This is a genomic window from Pseudomonas sp. KH_024_B2, assembly GCF_057839965.1.
This window is the reverse complement of sequence record NZ_CM174502.1, coordinates 3,828,910-3,845,434: the sequence shown is the minus strand read 5'-3', so window position 1 is coordinate 3,845,434 and position 16,525 is coordinate 3,828,910. Positions and strand designations below refer to the sequence as shown.

The following is a 16,525-nucleotide window of genomic DNA, read 5'->3' as shown; positions in this document are numbered from 1 at the left end:
AATTTTCATTTCACTCTGTGTCTGACATCGTCATTTGATCCCATCTAGCATCGTCTGCCTTACCTAGGAGCAGGCGATGAATGAGATTCCCGGCGGTATTGATTTTTCAGGGTTGACGGCACGTCGGGTCATTGCGAATGACCTCGAACTCATCTGCTCGCACCGCGAGACGATGTTCCTCGAAACGGGGGGAGAGCCATCGGCACTGCGGCTGATGACCGAGCACTTCCGGCCCTGGTTGCGCGAGCGTTTACTCGATGGGCGTTATTACGGTTTCGCGCTGATGGAGGGCGAGCAGCCAGTGGCGGCTATAGGCTTGATGAACATCGACTGGCCGCCCCATCCGTCCCATCCAACCCTGGATCAGCGCGGCTATGTGCTGAATGTGTACGTCGAACCCGCCTATCGGCGTCGGGGGCTGGCTTGTGCCCTGATGAAGTTGGCCGAAGCCGAATTTGTCCAACGCGGGCTGAGTTTCGCGGTGCTGCATGCGACGACGGTAGGCAAACCGGTCTATGAAGGATTGGGCTGGGCGGCTACCACCGAGATGGCGAAAACCATCCAATGACCGATCGCCGCTCCCCTGTGGGAGCGAGCTTGCTCGCGATGGACTCAAGGGCGACGCGTTTATTCAGAAGACACGCGTTATCGTTAACGTCCATCGTCGGAACGCCGCCCGGACCAATCGAGCGTCGACCGGCTGCTCCTACAGGGTTTTTCCAGGCAAAAAAAGAGCCTCAAAGCTCTTTGATGGGGAGGAAGTAGAGCCATTGAGGCTCAAGATGCGCGTGAAGCGAATGGCGAGCTTGATTGGGGTTCAGGTCACTCGCCACCCACGCAGCTGCCAGGACACTTAAGCCGCTGCGTAACAATATCGTAGGAAGACGGGGGTTCTCGCTCAAGTACCACTAGTCGAATTGGTATAGGGATTAACGGGGCCGGGGACGCCACCGCCGCATTCAAGTGGGCTTCAGGAAGGTCCTCAGCGGACGGCGGGAGAGACCGCAAACCAGTTTCAAGGCCTCGGTATCTGCCGGGGCTTTTTCGTATGAAGTGGAGTCAACAAAGGACGATGCCACTTGACCTCAGTGATGCCGCTTGATTGCACAAAGTCTCGCATCGCCCGGACTGTACCGCCGCAGGGCGGACTTGTGGTTAATTTGCACCCGGAGTGAAGGAAGGAGAGGTAACAAGCGTCTGCCTCCGTCATGGTTTTCGAGGGATGAGCGAACACGACTCGATACCCGTTGAAGCTATAGCAGATAATAAAATGCGCGGGCTTCACGAACGGCTCCATGGCTATTGGCTATCATCCATTAACCGTAGATCAGGTGTGAATATTTCGCTCTTACCTTCGGTCTGAATGATGTAGGAGCAGCCGGTCGACGCTCGATTGGTCCGGGCGGCGTTCCGACGATAGGACGTTAACGATAACGCGTGTTTTCTGAATAAATGCGTCGCCCTTGAGTCCATCGCGAGCAATATCAGTGAACTGCTGAAGATCCAGGGACAGGAGCACGCTCAAGTCTGGAAATCGCTTTAACCCAGAAGCGTCGATATTCTGTCTGGTCTGGTGAAAGCGGTGGGTGATTTGACCATGAATGCTGACTCTTTAGCGCTGAGCGGTATGCCTCCCACTCCTTTTCCTGCGCTACCTCTTTTGCTGTTTTCTCATTGTCGAACCAGCCCAGTACGTACACTTCGCCCTGGTCCTGACCATGCTCGATCAGGAGGTAAATATCGTTCATCAGCTCTGCCTTGTAGCTGTAAATCGGGATGAGCTCCTACTATGAGGTAGTACCTGCAACATCGGCAATTATCATTGAATATTTAGTGTTGGCGGTCAGGGACAGGCCAGTGCAGTTACTTCATTGGCCGGATAAGGTTTTTTCCCTGATTTCGCACATTGCCAATCGCTGCATCAACCTTGAACCATTCGAAGGTTTCGGACGGTTCACCCAGCAGTCGCACTATCTGCTCGGCGCGTTCCTTGAGGGTCGCATGGTCAAGCCACTCTCGAGCCAGTTCCGGCGCCAGGACAACTGGCCGCCGGTCGTGAATATCGACCATGCCGCCGGCGCTGTCCGCGGTGATGATCACGAAGCCATCGTCCTCCCTCGGATCTCGGCCGCCGGCAGGGTATTGGCCGATGGCCGCACACAGGATGGGCGCGCGGTCCTTGCGCCGGATCAGGTAGGGTTGTTTCTTCGGACCACCCTCATAAACCCACTCGAACCAGTTGTCGATCGGCGTGATGGCGCGGTGTGGCCAGATCGCGTGGAAGTAAGGGCCGTGCATCACCTTCTCGACCCTGGTGTTGATCGATGGCGGCTTGTCGGTTGCCCAGTGCGGGCGCCAGCCCCAGCGGACCAGATCGGCGTGCAGCACTTCGCCCTCTTGATGGAGTAGCGCAACCTGGTCTGTAGGCGCGACATTGTAATGCTCGATCGGCTGATCACCCACAGTATTGACCAGCGCGTTGGGCATGCTCAGCGCGGCCACAAAATCGTGAATGCCCCGGTATTGAGAAAGCCTTCCGCACATGACCAAATCCTCCCGTTACGCATTCAGATTAGCTCAGGTGCGTGCCGACAGGGGAGGAGTGAGTGGCGGCAGCGAGCGTTTGTCTGCGAATCCTGCCATCAGCAGCGAAACCACCAGGACGGAGGATTAATTTTTGCAGCGCGCCTCCACTACCTTACAGGTATTCGGCGTTCCACCTGATCGGCCTGCATAGCGCCTGCAATTATTGATTGAAGCTGTGCGTGTCATCTGCAAATCGGCACCCCACGCCAGGCTTCCCTCTCCAGCAGTGGGCATTGCTTTTGCGTAGCAGTTGGAGCCCTCGATTGGAGTTGAAGCACGGGTCTCGGTATGTTTGTTTGCACAACCTGCAATAGACGAAAAACTGATAGCCAGAATCAATGGAAAAACCAGGGACTGGCTTTTTTGTGGTGTTGTTCTGGACATTCCATTCCCCTGTCAATGAGGGCTTCTGGCGCTGGGTAGTACCAAACCTATTTTAGTAGGGGCTTATCGCTTGCGCTGGATCTCTTCAGCCACTGATCGACTCAGAACCACATCCGGATACCCGCTATAAATCGAGCCTCGTTAGTGTCTTCCCCTTCAACGCAGCAACGACAAACAGGATTTTCAGGGAATTCATTTGGGTATCCTCGGATGAGTTTTGGTTACCCCGTTGAATCCACATCAAGAGAGGATGCGTGGGGTTGAGCTCCGGGCTCAACATCACCCTAAGACTTGTCCCCTGTCAGAAACCTTAGGTGGATATTACAGTTGTGTCAGGTCGCGATTTCTTTCTTGAGCAGCCGTCAGGCGCTAGCGTTTGCGACGCAGGCCAGTGATCATCGATAGAGGCAGGTTTTCGCGCAAACGCAGGCTTTCCACCACCGCAGCGACGATGTGCACACAGACCAGAGCGAACAGTGCGTTGGCCATGAACGCATGAATATCGCGGGGCAAGTCTTCGCCCCAGAAATAGTCGACTTCCTCCATCAGGAAACCGCTAATACCGATGCCGACCAGCAACACCAGCATGAGGACCATCACCAGAGCACCGAGTGGCGAATGCCCCATGCGGTGATACTCCTCACCGCAAAGCAAAGCTCTGGTATGGCGCACGAGACGTGTCGGCGTCGGCCAGAAGTCCGACCACCGCGCTGCCGGTGAACCGATGAAACCCCACACCGCGCGTACCAGTATCACAGCGACCGCGTAATAGCCCAGCCAGCGATGCCAGCCGTCACCTTCTTCAGTGAGAAAATAATCACCGACGAAGGCGACTACCAGGGACCAGTGGCAAAAGCGTACGAGCGGGTCCCAGAGGCGCAGGGTTTCAGCCTTCATGATCAGGCCTTTTCGATCTCTTGCTTCACGACCTTGCCAGTGACCGGATCAAAGTAGATTTCGACTTTGCGCTTGTCTTTGTCCCAGCCGTAGATCTCGTAGCAATTGCCGCTGGTGACCTTGAATTTCTTGATGTCGTAACCCTGTGCCTTGAGGTCTTGCTGGAACTTGGCCTGATCCTGCCATTGAGCCTTGTCGGTCGTGGTGCATTGCGGGCCGGCGAAAGCCAGTGGACTGGCGGCCAGAAGGGAGATCAACAGAAGTTTGCGCATAGGATTTCCTCGAAATAGTGTATTTATCTGATAACGCGAGAGATTCTCACTCACTCCCGGCGCTGAAGATTAGTTGAGCTTTTGATCGCTGTCACTGACGACTTGAGCCTGTAGGAGCGAGCTTGCTCGCGATGGACTCAAGAGCGCCGCGTTTAGCCAGTAAACACGCGTTATCGTTAACAACCATCGTCGGAACGCCGCCCGGACCAATCGAGCGTCGACCGGCTGCTCCTACAGTAGTCTGCACTCAGAACCGATAGCTGGTACTCAGTTCCAGAGTCCGTGGCGCTCCAGGGGTGATCAGGTCCACCGAGCCATGGGCCGAGGCGTAATAGTCTTTGTCGAAGACGTTACGCAAACGTAGCGCCATATCCCATTTCGGCAGGTTATAGAGCAATGCCGCGTCCACGGTGGTGTAAGCGGGCATGACCACCTGGTTGTCCAGGGCGGTGTAACGGTCATCGACATAGTTCGCCCCCATGCCCACGCGCCAGGTTTCGGTCAACGAGCGCACCAACCAGAGGTTGGCACTGTGACGCGGAGTCAAGGTGGGCACCTGACCTTCGTGGGCGACGCCGTTGGTACGGCTGTTGGACTTGATGATTTCGGCATCGAGATAAGCGTAGCCAGCATAAACCTGCCATTTATCGCTTAATTTCCCGCTGGCGGTCAGCTCGAGACCATCGGTACGCTGTTCGCCCGCAAGCACCAGTTTCGTCGGGTTCGCCGGATCGGTGGTTTTCATATTGGTGCGTTCCAGACGGAACAGTGCCGCCGTCAACGCCAGACGATTGTCGAGCAGGTCCCACTTGCCGCCGATCTCGAAGTTGGTGGTCTGCTCCGGTTCAAGGCCCTGGTTCGTCGTGCTCAGGGCGAAGACTTCGGAGGAGGGCTGGTAGGAACGGCTCACCGAAACGTAGTAGGACTGAATCTGGTCCGGCTGATAGACCAGGCCGACACGCGGGCTCCAGGTGCTATCGGTGCGGGACATCTCGTTGCCGGTCAGATCATCCGAATACTGCTGGTCGAACACGTCATAACGTACGCCCAGCAGTGCTTTCCACTGCGGTGCCAGTTCAATCAGATCCTGTACGTAGAACCCGGCGGTGTCCTGGGTGGTGGTGCCCTTGGTGGTTTGCCGGTTGGCCTGGAACGGCACATCGACCAGGCCATCGCGGTACACGGGCACCCGCGCCACGTTGGTTTGGCTGAACACCGACTGGTCCTTCACCTGACGCCCCAGCTCCACACCATAGAGCAGGTTGTGATTCATCCCGGCGAGCACGGCACGTTGTTTCAACTCGGTCTGGTTGAACCAGCCGTCTTCCTTGCGCTGTACATTGCCGCGATTGAGCTTCACCAGCAGTTCGCCGTTGGCGGCGGTGACAAAGCGCGTGGGGCTGGAGTCAGCCAGCGTGTTGTTGCGATCCAGATCGTAGTGGTAGTAGCGACTGGTATTGCTCAGGCTGAAGTTGTCGTTGATCCGGTAGTCGACGCCGGCCGTGAACGAGAACACCTCACTGCGCGTGTAGTCGTCGTCCGGATCGGCGGCACCGAAGCGTTTGTCGCGGTCGACATCGACCGGACGGCCGTCTCGCGCAGGGATGCCGAAGTCGATCAAGCGTTTGTCATACAGGTAGGCAGCGCCCAGGTTCAGCTCCAGATCATCGGAGAGCTTGAACCAGGCCGAAGGCGCGATGGCCTTGCGATCGATATAGCCATCGTCGCGGAAGGTGTCGCTGTTCTCCAGTGCACCCGTGACACGAAAAGCTTTATCGCCCTGCTGCTGATCGGCCCAACCCGCATCGAACTGAGTGCGCTTTTTGCCCTCGCTGTCGACATTGACACCGACTTCTTGCTTGGGCGTGAAGTTGGGCTTCTTGCTGATGCTGTTGATCAGGCCGCCGGAAGAGCCACGGCCATAAAGCACGGCAGCCGGCCCCTTGACCACTTCCACTCGCTCAACGTTGGACAGATCACGGAAGTACAACGCGTCATCGCGAATGCCGTCGACGTACATATCGCCGATAGCGCTGAAGCCACGGATGGTGACCTGATCACGCTGACCATCGCCATTGGACAGGCCGATACCGGGCACATTTTTCAGCACGTCTTCCATCGACTGTGCCCCCTGATCCTTGATCACGCTCTGGGGAATCACATTCACTGTCTGAGGGATATCCCGCAGCGGAGCATCGATCTTCAGCGCGCTCCTGCTGTCGGTCGGCATATAGCTCTGCTCGCTGTATTCACTGGTCACAGCGGTTGCGGGTAGGGTCAAATCAGCGTTGGTTTGCGCTTGTAAATCGGGGACTACAAAAACCCCCAGCAGCGAGAGAGAGGCTGGGTAAATACGAGATGAAAACACCATTGGCTCCTTTTGTATCAATTTATCGCGCCAATGATAACGATTATCTTTTGTAAGTAAATGCAAATCATTTGGATTCTGATACGCGATTTCAGGTTTTGTACAGGGCCCAGGGAGCCGGTCCCAAGCTGACTGATTTGTAATCGAACGGTATGCGCTCATGTGGCATCGTGTATCAGCACCGAGACACTGGAATCCTGGCCAATCTCCGTGTTCAGTACCACGCGGCAAACGCTTGGTATTCGCCTGAGGGCAGCCGCCGTTATGTGCATTCCATCAGCGACATCTTTCATCTGTTGGCAGCAGGAGGCTGGTTGGGCGCTCTCGCGGCATTTGCTTTACTGCTGCGAGTGAAGTCACTGCAAGGCGAACAAGAAGTGCGGATTCTTGCCCGGGTACTCACTGGATTTGAGTCGGCTGGCGCGCTGATCGTAGTGATCCTGAGTCTCACTGGCCTGGTCAAGCGCTAGTCTTGGCGGTTGTCGTCTCCCCTGCGGTCATAGTCGCGACGGTCATACGAATCCCGGTCCCGATGATGGCGATGGTGACGGCGGTGATCATCGCGGTCGTCTCGATCGTATTTCCGGCCGTAATCCCGATCGTGATAGTCATGGTAGTAACATCCCGAGGACGCCAGGATCGCAGCTACCAAGGCAAGCCTTGAAAAACAAGTAAACACTGTTGTCTCCTTATGCGCGGCGGGATTCGCCCGAGTAGGGTTAAGACAGTGTTTTTTGCTTGTTTGTTAGATCCTATAACAATAAAGCTGAGCACCAGCGATAGACAAAAGCGCAGAAGCCAAGGGAACTTTCATGTTCACCGTTGTAGTCTGATGTTTAGCGCTAAATGAACCCTTTGCTTGACGGTGCCGTCAGCGGATTTCATCAGGAGGTTGCAATGCGAACGCTCGATCTGGTCGGCGTATCCGTCCCTGTCATCGGCCAAGGGACCTGGCGCATGGGTGAGGATCCGCACCAGCGCGCCAATGAAGTCGCGGCGTTGCAATCAGGCATCGAGCTGGGTTTGACGTTGATCGACACCGCAGAAATGTACGCCGAAGGCGGCGCTGAGGAAGTCGTCGGCGAAGCGATCGCAGGGCAGCGTGATCGGGTGTTTCTGGTCAGTAAAGTCTACCCGCATAATGCCAGTCGCAAAGGCATCCCCTTGGCGTGCGAGAGGAGTCTGAGGCGTCTGGGCACTGACCATGTCGATTTGTACCTGCTGCATTGGCGCGGACAATATCCCCTTGAAGAGACGGTCGAGGCCTTCGAGCGCTTGCGCGAAGCGGGCAAGATCGGACGTTGGGGCGTCTCCAATTTCGACGTGGCGGATCTGCAGGAGCTGGCTTCCCCGGCCTGCGCGACCAATCAGGTGCTCTACAACATCGAACAGCGCAGCATCGAATTTGATCTGTTGCCCTGGTGGCAGCAACACCACCTGCCGCTGATGGCGTACTGCCCGATCGCCCAGGGGGGAGAACTCCTGACCAGCCCGACGCTCAAGCACATCGCCATCCGCCATGAGGTGACTCCCGCCCAAGTGGCGCTGGCCTGGGTTTTGCGTCAGGAGGGGATTATCGCCATCCCCAAAGCCGTCAAGCTCGAGCATGTCCGACAGAATGCCCAAGCCGCTGCATTGACGCTGGACGCAGAGGATCTGCAGGCGATTGACCGGGTGTTCTGCGCGCCGAAGCGCAAGCATCCACTGGCAATGGTGTGAATGCCTGAGGTGCGCTGAAATGAGAAACACCGATGATCCCTTTAGCCTGCAGCGCTTCGTTCAAGCGCAGGACCCGGTTTTCGATCGAGTACAAGACGAGCTGCGCAACGGGAAAAAGCGCAGCCACTGGATGTGGTTTATCTTCCCGCAGTACGCCGGCCTGGGGCACAGCGACATATCGCAGCATTTCGCCATTTCCTCCCTTGAGGAGGCTGCGGCGTATCTGCAGCATCCGGTGCTCGGCCCTCGTCTGGAAGACTGTACCCGGCTGGTGACGCAACTTCAGGGGAAATCGATCCGATTGATATTCGGCAGTCCCGATCATCTGAAATTCCACTCTTGCATGACCCTCTTCGAGCGGGTCGCTGCCGATGGCAATATTTTTCGTGAGGCGCTGGAGCAGTACTTCGAGGGTCAACCCGATCGGCTCACGCTGTCGCTGATACAAACAAATTGATTTAACTGCTTTCCGGGTTTTTGCTATCCGTTGTGAGCCAAAGCGAACCCAATGGGTTTGTCCTATCCTCAATACTGACGACTTGAGAAAAAGGAGGCAGGTATGGCAACCGAACAGAAACCCCGAGAGCCAGATGATCCGTCCTGGGAAGAGGATGACGAAGCTACCGAGCAAGAGAATCCGCCGCCGCAAACCTGGAAGCATCCAGACGACGGTAAAAGTCTGTCGGAGCTGGATGAAGAGTGGCCACTGAAGCCCTGATGCCTGTGGGATTTCAGGCTCACCACATTCTGCTACGGTTTGCGTGCGGGGCTTTTTCGTCTGTACGAAAGTCCATGTAGAACAGGAGGTTGCCATGAGATATCAATCGATAACGGAAGAGCAGTGGGCCACCGTCACAGTCGCTGCCGAAAACGCGCAACAGCTCAAAGAATATGCTGTCGGGTTGACCAGAAGGCTGAACGCATTTTTCGATGACAATCACCACAAAAGAAGTTTGGGGGTGACATTCGAGGTTCTTGATGACGGTACTTCCTGGAATATTAAATCGCCGTTCGGCGTCGCCCGAGCCCATCTCGGAATTTTTACCAGTGAAGCCGGGATGTACGGGAAATATGTCATTCAAAGGCAGCAGAGAAACCCTGGGGATGAGCCGGTCTGGCTGCCGGTATGGGCCCTTCATCTAACGCTGCAAGGCATGGTTCACCCTGGGGAAGAGGGTGGCGAGCCGATCAACCTCAGGACTTCTTCTTTAAGCCATTCGGACGATGCAATAGTGCACTTGGGGCTTTCCTTGCTCTATGCGTCAGGGCAGGAGTAGGGCTCGTTTTGCCTGCCACGCGCTAAGGAACCCGCGGACCTTTCGGCAGATAGCGCTCCAGCACCTGCATCAACGATTCCTCCGGTCCGGCCGATCCAGTCTGCACATTGTCTGCCAGGTTGTAAGGGACCCGCGGGACACCCGGCAGGCGACTCTCCAGCACTTGTGTCAAGGATTCCCCCGGGTTCAGGCAGGCGTCTCCAAAATCGGCGCCAAGAAAGCAGGGATGGATGATGACCTCAAGCAGGCCGTCGGCCGGCGGCGATGAATGACGCAGATCGGCCGGGGTACAGACATGGTCGGCGGTGGCTCCGGCGAGGCTGCGCAGGCGCAGGTTGAGCAAGGTTTTGAACAGGCGCTTGCCGGGCCCGATATTGTGTCCGAGGTTGCGCGCCAGGCGCACTGCCACGCCTTGCCTGGCAGCGAAGCGCGCGACGATTTCACCAATGGGCCAGATGTTGTGGACGTGCTGGTGCGAGTCCAGATGACAGGGGCGCAGGCCAAGTTCCAGGCAGCGTTGCCATTGCGCCTCGAGTTCTTCCTCCACGGCCTGTCGGGCACGGCGGTTGAGCCACAGGCGGTAGCGAGCCAGGCCCAGAGCGAATTCGCCGCTGGGGTTACAGAATGCCGGTTGTTCGAGAATGGCTTGGCTGAGCGGACGGCCATAAGTGAGGTTGAAGTGCAGCCCGATTCGCCCCTGCAGCAGGGGGTGTTGCGCGATTGCGCAGGCGACGGCAAAAGCCGGCATGTTCGCCATCGCGGTGGCGGAGCTGATCAACCCGGTCTGGAAGCCCCGCAGGATCACGGCGTTATCGTTCTCGCTGAGACCGAAATCGTCAGCGTTGACTATGACGTGGTGAGGCATTGAGGCTCTCCAGGGTGGCTTTGCTGGTTGCGTCACTCTTGACGGCGGCCGCCGCACGTTTGGCCCGCAGCCATGGCAGGTACGGTTTGAGTCGTTGCCAAAGGCGGTGGGCGAGGCCCAGACAGATACCGCCGGGACGCCAGGAGTAGAAACTCCAGCGCCAATGTTCGAGTTGTCCGCTCATGCGTTCATGCAGTTGGTGGCTGGAGTTGTCCAGGCTGATCCGGGACGCGTCGATCCATTGCCAGCCTTCGTCCAGGCCCCAGCGAATCCACTCGTCGAGGAGCACCCGGCCACTGCCCAGATCGGCGTATTGCGGCACAAACGCCAGGTTGTAGTCATAGAGCCGGCCCTGATCCAGCAGCCCGATACGGTAACTGATGCAGCGCCCGTCCAGTTCGAGCACCACCACGCGCACCAGGCCCAAGGCGGCGAGGGCGATGAAGGCCTCGTCCATCCATTGCCGACTCCGGGCAGCGGAAAAAATCCCGACACCTTCGTCACCTTTCCAGCTGACGGCCTCGACCTCGCCAATGACCCGCAACAATGGCCTCATACTGGCGGCGTCGGGGGTCAGCCGCCGTACCTGTGCACCGCAGGCCGCGATTCGCTTGCGCGCCCGACGCAATTTGTAGCGCGGATCGCCGCAGACTTCCTGGTGGTCGCTGTCGCTGATCAGGTGCACCGGCACCCGACAACTGAGGCGCCGTTCGCCGGTGGAGCTGAGCCGCATCCATTGCGTCAGAGTGCTTTCCTCGCCTGCGGGTTCGAAGAGTTCGTTGAGTTGCAGCAGCGCGTGGGGCAGGTGCCGACGGATTTCCCGCAGCGCTTGCCGGATACTCTCGGCATCCAGACTGGAGAGCAGGGCAATACGGTCGCCGAGGGGATAACCGAGGTGATGCAACACCTGAAACGGCAATCCACCGAACCGCTCGCACGACGCCAGCAGCGGCAGGCACAGGCACAATTGCTCGTCCTGCCAGGCCAGCAGCACTTGCAGGCGTTCATCGCGACCCAACCCATGTTCGGCCGCGCACAACCACGCCAGCGTGTTGAATGGCGTGCTGTCCGCAACCCGCCTGCGCAAGGCCTCGTAGGCCGCGGCCGGGAAGTCTGTGGCGCACAGCGACGTGCGCCATTCGAAATGCACCGACATGGAGATCAGGTCGCAGGCGCAGCGACGTCAGGCCGTCCGGATTTGCGCAATGCATCCAGTCGCGAGCCGCTGTAACGGGTTTCGCGATAGAAGCGCCAGCGCCCGAACACACCATACACATGGGTGATCCGCCCTTGCTCGAGATAGTCCATGCGCATATGCATTTTGATCGCCTGGATATTCTGGATGTCGCAGACGTCCACCACCTTTGTGCAGCCCTGCACATGCATGGCGTTCCAGATAGCGAACTGGGCATCCGCCGTAAGACTGGTGCCCCAGTAGGCCGGAATCACTTCGCCGCCAAACTGAAAGAACTCGCCGTCTTTCACCGGGAACCAGCAACCGTAAAAGTGCCGATCATGGTAGTCGCGTGCGCTGCCCCAAATGAAGCCTACGGCATCGCCCTTGTCGTCCAGGTACATGTGCCCGGTATACCCCTCGGCAGCCAGTTCACGCATGACTTCGACGCGGGGGCCATAGTATCTGGCGAAGGCATCGGCGTTCTGCACGGTGATGAGTTCCAGGCGAACCGGTGGGTAGGGCTTGAGGGTGTGCGATACCGGGCTGACCAGATCGCGCCCCAGCCAGAGCAATTCACTGTGGAAGAACACATAGCGTTTCCACAGTGTGTTGAAGGTGGCGCGCAGGCCTTTTTCCTTGATCCGTGTATTGAGCTTCTGCAGAGCACTCATATCGCCTCCTGACGGGGCTGGCCCGTATTAAAGAGCAGTAACGCTGGAACGGGTTGGGCGTCTCATGGGGCGCTCCAACTCAAGGCGAACAACGTTTCGCCGGGCAGCTCGAAGCTGACCCGACCTGCCTGACAGTGAAACCCGGCCTTGCGGCTCTGGCTGTCGGCACCGAAATACACCAGCGCGGCTGAGCGCGCCGAGCACAGGGCGTCGGCACCGCCCAGGCTGACGTGTTGCAAGCGCGGACCTTTGTTGACGCCCAGCAGGCTGCGCTGTTGTTGGCTGGCCATCGCCAGTACATCGACCTCGAAGGCGTCGTTGTCCAGACGCAGGACGTTGTCCAGCCAATGCCGGCGGATGAACTGCTGGGCCAGGCCCACCGGTTTCAATTCGAAATGCTCCTCGCCCAGCACCCGCAACATGCCCTTGGGGTAATTCGGCTCATCGGCGACCTGGAACCAGTTGAGCATGTCGAGCAGGCCGTCCTGTGCCGAATTGATCACTACCGAGGCCCACCACAGCGAAGCGTAGTGGGTTTCCTGATCGTAAGGGCTGAGGCTCGAGCCGCTGGACATGTTGGTCTGGTCCAGCAGCAGCGCCTTGCGCGGTCGGCCCTGGGCATCCAGCCCCACCAGCTCCGCCGCTCGGCGCACGCTGTCACGGTAGACGCGGGTGGCGAGCAGGTCGCGGATCATCCATTCGTGCCAGGCCAAGGCGTCAATCTGATCAGCCGATTCACTGAGCAGACGCCGCGCCCAGTCGATGCCGCGCCGTTCGGCCGCGTCTTCGAGGAACGGCCCATTGATCAGCCGGGAACTGGCAGGCATGGCGATGCGCACGCCGGCCTTGAAGTTTGCGGGGTCGCTGCGCACCTGCCGCGCCATGCTGCGAAAGATCTGCTGATAGCTGGCGAAGTCAGGGTAGTTGAGGTTCGGCTCGTCGGCAAAAGCAATGTAATGCGTGCCCTGGCCGCCAAGGGCGCGGGTCGCGGCGAGCCAAGCGTCGAGGCCGGCATTGCTGACCGCGTCCGCGCGCAAGTCGGCCACGCGCCCAGTGCCGGCAAGCAAGGTGATGTCCTGGGTAATCGCAAAACGGTCCCGGTACAGCTGGCGAAAGCGATCTTCGTAGTGCGCATCCTTGCTCAGCACGTCGACGAAACTGTAGAAACTGGCCGCTTGTGGCTTGAGCGCATCGAGCACCGGGTAGCTGGATGGCGGCGGCATCATGTAGGGCAGGGCGACTCCCAGGCTGGGTGTCTTGCCGACCACTTCCTGGTGCAGATCGAGTCGGGTCTGACCGTCATCCTGACGCAGCGGTTTGAGTTGTTGCGCCTGTTGGGCGAACAGGTTGGCCGTGCCGTCCAGCCAGAAGGCGACTTTGCCGCTGCCTTGCAGGCGCAGGTGCCAGACCTGCTCGACACTGGCGGTCGGCAGCGCGACCTGATCGAACTGCCAGTACCCACGGTACGGTTTGAGCCTCAGCAGGACCCGTTTGCCATCGGGCACACGCTGCGCTAGCAGGGCGCCGACGCCACCATGGAACTTGCCGGCGAGCACTGCCTGTTCGCCGGCCGCGACTTTGAAATACAGTTCGTCGCCATCACGGGCTTCGGCGCTGAAGTGCACCTTGGTCGGGGCGAATTGAGCACTGGTGCGTTCATCATGTTCGAGCCGATAGCGGCGGAAACTGTAGCCGGGAATCTCCAGTCGGTAACTGGCGGCACTGGGTGCCAGTGGCCAGCTCTGGCTGCCGCTGGTTTCATTGGCGCGGATCAGCCGCTCACCACTCAAATGCCCCTGGCCATCGAGCAGGTACAGGCGTTCTTCGTTGGCGTCCGCTTGCCAGGCCGGCACCCAACTCACGGTCAAGGTGTCGGGGCGATCCGGTTGCAGGTACAGGCTGGCGTCGCGAATATCGGCCCAGCGCATCGGCGCGGCGTGAGCGCTCAGGGCCAGGCCAAGCCCCAGGCTCACCAGCAGCGCCAGGCGTTTCATGCCGGTTTTCGCAGCAGCATCTTGCGCATCGGCACAAGATCACTGGGCAGGATGATCAGGGTTTGCCAGGCCGGTACGCCGCTCAGTCGGCAATACAGAACCAGCAATGCGACGGTGACCGCCAGGTAGGCAATGGAGGACGCCGAGGCGGCGCCGACGATGCCGTAGGTGGGGATCAGCAACAGGTTCAGCGTCAGGTTGAGCAATGCCCCCAGGCCCACCAGCAACGAGATGCTGCCGGGGCGATCCTTGCCCAGCAGGTCCAGGCGCAGGATGCTCGCGTAGCACAGGCCGAACAGCCCCGGCAGCAGCGCCAGCAGTGCCGGATAGGCCGGTTGATAGGCCACGCCGAACAGCGTGACGATCAGCCATTCGCCGATCAGTGCCATGCTCAGGCAGGCGCCGAGCATCACCGTAGCCGTTAGGCGCAAGGCCAGCGGAGTCAGGCGCTCGATGCCCTCGCCCTGTTGCAGCAGGCGTTTCATCAGCGGTGTGGTCACCGCTTCAGGAACGATCAGCAGCAACTCGGCGGCGGCGCTGGCCATGGCGTAATGACCCAGTGCGGTACTGCCGAGCAGGGCGCCGATGAACAGGTAGTCAGAACGCAGGATCACCTGTTGAAACAGCAAATCCGGATGGCTTCTGGCGCTATAGCGCAGCAGTTCTTTCTGGCTGGCGCGGTCCCATTGCAAGTGCATTGGATGATCGCGTTTGAGCCAGACCCAGCCGGCCAGCACCACCAGACTGATGCCCGTCAGCCAGCTGATCAGCGCCGCTTCCAGCGCGGCGCTTTGCCACATCCAGAACAACGCGAGAAACAGCAGCAGCGGCGCCAGCGATTCGACCAGCCGCAGGACGTTGAAGGCCACCACCGCGCCAGAGGCATTGTGCAAGGTCAGCAGACCGCTCTTGAGTACCGTCAGCGGCACCGCCAGCAGCAGCAACCAGGCGAGCAATCCGAGCTGAGTGGTGATGTCCAGTTCGCCGCCGAACTCACGCACCAGGGCGACACACAGCAGGGTCAGCAACCCGGCGAGCAGGCAGCCGAACACCAGCACCTGGCTGAGCAGCAGACCCATGGAGCGTTGTTGCGCCGCCTGATAGCCGACCGCCGAATTCAGCCCGCCGCTGGTGGCCGCGCTGATCAGATCCGGCAAGGTGCTGAGCAGCGCGAACAGCCCGCGTTCGCTGGGCCCGAGGATCCGTGCCAGCAGCACGTTGCGCAGCAGTCTCAAGCCGATCATCGCCAGCCGGGTGCCCATGCTCAACGCCAGGTGCTTGAGATAATGGCTACGACTCATGCTCGATCGCTCCGACCGATGCGCCAGGCCAACAGCTCGGGACGGCAGGCATTGCGTTGACTGACACCAATGCGCGGCAAGATCAGCGGATCGCCGGCACCCCGATAAATTCCCGCATCGGTGCCTAGCGCATAAAGGTAACTGTACGCGACCAGGTACTCGCGGACCCGTTGGTCGTGATCGCCATTGGGGTAGCAATACACCGGCAGCGGCCGCATACAGCCCTGCATCAAGGCCCGGTGACTGCGGCTCAGTTCCTCCGCCAGGTGCTGATCGTCGAGTCCGGTGAGGATAGCGTGACTGGCGCCATGGGGGCCGAAGCTGATGAGCCCGGAGCCTTCCAGGCCGCGCACCTGTTGCCAGTCCAGCGCCTGGGGCAGCGACTCTTCGGGGCACTCATTGGTGAGTTGGTTGAGGTCGTCCAGCGTCAGGGTTTTCAGGCTTTGCAGGTAATGGACCAGGGTCAGACTGCGGTCGAACTCGTCGCCATCCTGCAGAAGGGCCCTGGGCAGCGGCCGGCCGATGAGTTGCAGGTGCTTGATCAGTCGCTGACGTGAGGCTTGGCCATGGCTGCCCCAGAGGGTTTCACCAAGGCTTTCCCACCAGAAGCGCTGGCAGCTGCCGATGAAGTCCGTGGAGAGAAAGATGCTCGCCGGCACCTGATGCTTTTTCAGCAGCGGAAAAGCGTTCAAGGCATTGTCGCGCCAGCCGTCGTCGAAGGTCAGGGCAATGCGCGGCCGCCGGGATTTGGCTGAGGTGGACTTGGGTTGCAGCAGCACCATCAGTGGCACACAGTCGAAATGCCGCTTCAACCAACCCAGTAAATGATCGAAAGCCCGGGGGCCGACACACAACTCATTGCGATGGGGCAACTCGGCGTCTCGGTCATTGGCCAGGACCCGATGCAGCATCAGGATCACCCCGGCACCGCGCAACTGGCTGCGTCCCAACGGTGAATTGAGGTACAGCCAGCCACTGGTGCGCTTGAGCATTTGCTTGATCGACATGGTGCAG

General features: G+C 59.1%; 19 protein-coding genes and 1 pseudogene. 6 read left to right on the top strand and 14 right to left on the bottom strand.

Going from position 1 to position 16,525, the window contains the following annotated elements; genetic code table 11:
• Positions 1-76: 76 nt before the first annotated feature.
• A complete protein-coding gene (locus tag AC3I0A_RS17815; RefSeq protein ID WP_489373509.1) occupies positions 77-568 on the top strand; it encodes a GNAT family N-acetyltransferase in 492 nt (163 codons plus the stop codon).
• 447 nt (positions 569-1,015) lie between these two features.
• Here the strand turns inward: AC3I0A_RS17815 and AC3I0A_RS17810 are convergent, their stop codons facing one another.
• The 7 genes from AC3I0A_RS17810 to AC3I0A_RS17780 all read right to left on the bottom strand — a co-directional run bounded on the left by AC3I0A_RS17810 (position 1,016) and on the right by AC3I0A_RS17780 (position 6,510).
• On the bottom strand, positions 1,016-1,297 hold the full coding sequence (locus AC3I0A_RS17810) for a DUF6555 family protein (RefSeq protein WP_489373507.1): 282 nt from the start codon (positions 1,295-1,297) through the stop codon (positions 1,016-1,018).
• A gap of 187 nt (positions 1,298-1,484) precedes the next feature.
• Positions 1,485-1,748, bottom strand: coding sequence for a hypothetical protein (locus AC3I0A_RS17805; RefSeq protein ID WP_489373506.1), 264 nt, complete (start codon positions 1,746-1,748; stop codon positions 1,485-1,487).
• 115 nt (positions 1,749-1,863) lie between these two features.
• Positions 1,864-2,544, bottom strand: coding sequence for an SOS response-associated peptidase family protein (locus tag AC3I0A_RS17800; RefSeq protein ID WP_489373505.1), 681 nt, complete (start codon positions 2,542-2,544; stop codon positions 1,864-1,866).
• Positions 2,545-2,670: 126 nt separating this feature from the next.
• Positions 2,671-2,970 (bottom strand): hypothetical protein, encoded by a 300-nt coding sequence (locus AC3I0A_RS17795; RefSeq protein ID WP_489373504.1) that lies wholly within the window; start codon positions 2,968-2,970, stop codon positions 2,671-2,673.
• A gap of 369 nt (positions 2,971-3,339) precedes the next feature.
• On the bottom strand, positions 3,340-3,867 hold the full coding sequence (locus AC3I0A_RS17790) for a cytochrome b/b6 domain-containing protein (protein ID WP_489373502.1): 528 nt from the start codon (positions 3,865-3,867) through the stop codon (positions 3,340-3,342).
• 2 nt (positions 3,868-3,869) lie between these two features.
• Complete coding sequence (locus AC3I0A_RS17785; protein ID WP_489373500.1) at positions 3,870-4,139, bottom strand: PepSY domain-containing protein; 270 nt, start codon at positions 4,137-4,139, stop codon at positions 3,870-3,872.
• A 247-nt stretch (positions 4,140-4,386) separates the two neighbouring features.
• Positions 4,387-6,510, bottom strand: coding sequence for a TonB-dependent receptor (locus tag AC3I0A_RS17780; protein WP_489373498.1), 2,124 nt, complete (start codon positions 6,508-6,510; stop codon positions 4,387-4,389).
• 245 nt (positions 6,511-6,755) lie between these two features.
• On the opposite strand from AC3I0A_RS17780, the pseudogene AC3I0A_RS17775 reads away from it, so the two are divergent.
• Positions 6,756-6,968, top strand: a pseudogene (locus AC3I0A_RS17775) (copper homeostasis membrane protein CopD); the annotation flags it as partial.
• On the opposite strand, the gene AC3I0A_RS17770 reads toward AC3I0A_RS17775, so the two are convergent.
• Entirely contained in the window at positions 6,967-7,119 is a 153-nt protein-coding gene (locus AC3I0A_RS17770; RefSeq protein ID WP_489373496.1) for a hypothetical protein, read from the bottom strand. The pseudogene AC3I0A_RS17775 and the gene AC3I0A_RS17770 overlap by 2 nt on opposite strands.
• A 285-nt stretch (positions 7,120-7,404) precedes the next feature.
• Here AC3I0A_RS17770 and AC3I0A_RS17765 point away from each other — a divergent pair, with 285 nt between their 5' ends.
• From AC3I0A_RS17765 to AC3I0A_RS17750, 4 genes are all read left to right on the top strand, one after another.
• The gene (locus AC3I0A_RS17765; RefSeq protein ID WP_489373494.1) at positions 7,405-8,226 is read left to right on the top strand and encodes an aldo/keto reductase; all 822 of its coding nucleotides are present in this window, start codon (positions 7,405-7,407) and stop codon (positions 8,224-8,226) included.
• A gap of 19 nt (positions 8,227-8,245) precedes the next feature.
• Positions 8,246-8,683 carry a DUF1810 domain-containing protein gene (locus AC3I0A_RS17760; RefSeq protein ID WP_489373492.1) on the top strand — a complete coding sequence of 146 codons (438 nt, stop codon included), beginning with the start codon at positions 8,246-8,248 and terminating at the stop codon, positions 8,681-8,683.
• A gap of 102 nt (positions 8,684-8,785) precedes the next feature.
• Positions 8,786-8,944, top strand: a complete 159-nt coding sequence (locus AC3I0A_RS17755) for a hypothetical protein (protein ID WP_489373491.1) — start codon at positions 8,786-8,788, stop codon at positions 8,942-8,944.
• Between the two features lie 94 nt (positions 8,945-9,038).
• Positions 9,039-9,503 (top strand): hypothetical protein, encoded by a 465-nt coding sequence (locus AC3I0A_RS17750; protein WP_489373489.1) that lies wholly within the window; start codon positions 9,039-9,041, stop codon positions 9,501-9,503.
• A 22-nt stretch (positions 9,504-9,525) separates the two neighbouring features.
• Here the strand turns inward: AC3I0A_RS17750 and AC3I0A_RS17745 are convergent, their stop codons facing one another.
• The 6 genes from AC3I0A_RS17745 to AC3I0A_RS17720 form a co-directional block, all read right to left on the bottom strand.
• Positions 9,526-10,368: a carbohydrate deacetylase gene (locus tag AC3I0A_RS17745; protein ID WP_489373487.1), complete on the bottom strand. Its 843-nt coding sequence runs from the start codon at positions 10,366-10,368 to the stop codon at positions 9,526-9,528.
• Complete coding sequence (locus AC3I0A_RS17740; protein WP_489373485.1) at positions 10,340-11,524, bottom strand: GNAT family N-acetyltransferase; 1,185 nt, start codon at positions 11,522-11,524, stop codon at positions 10,340-10,342. The genes AC3I0A_RS17745 and AC3I0A_RS17740 overlap by 29 nt, the downstream gene beginning before the upstream one ends.
• A gap of 5 nt (positions 11,525-11,529) precedes the next feature.
• Positions 11,530-12,216, bottom strand: a complete 687-nt coding sequence (locus AC3I0A_RS17735) for an N-acetyltransferase (RefSeq protein ID WP_489373483.1) — start codon at positions 12,214-12,216, stop codon at positions 11,530-11,532.
• A 62-nt stretch (positions 12,217-12,278) separates the two neighbouring features.
• Entirely contained in the window at positions 12,279-14,210 is a 1,932-nt protein-coding gene (locus AC3I0A_RS17730; protein WP_489373481.1) for a hypothetical protein, read from the bottom strand.
• On the bottom strand, positions 14,207-15,511 hold the full coding sequence (locus AC3I0A_RS17725; RefSeq protein WP_489373479.1) for a lipopolysaccharide biosynthesis protein: 1,305 nt from the start codon (positions 15,509-15,511) through the stop codon (positions 14,207-14,209). Before AC3I0A_RS17725 ends, AC3I0A_RS17730 begins: the two co-directional genes overlap by 4 nt.
• Positions 15,508-16,518 carry a polysaccharide deacetylase family protein gene (locus AC3I0A_RS17720; protein WP_489373477.1) on the bottom strand — a complete coding sequence of 337 codons (1,011 nt, stop codon included), beginning with the start codon at positions 16,516-16,518 and terminating at the stop codon, positions 15,508-15,510. The genes AC3I0A_RS17725 and AC3I0A_RS17720 overlap by 4 nt, the downstream gene beginning before the upstream one ends.
• Positions 16,519-16,525: the final 7 nt, after the last annotated feature.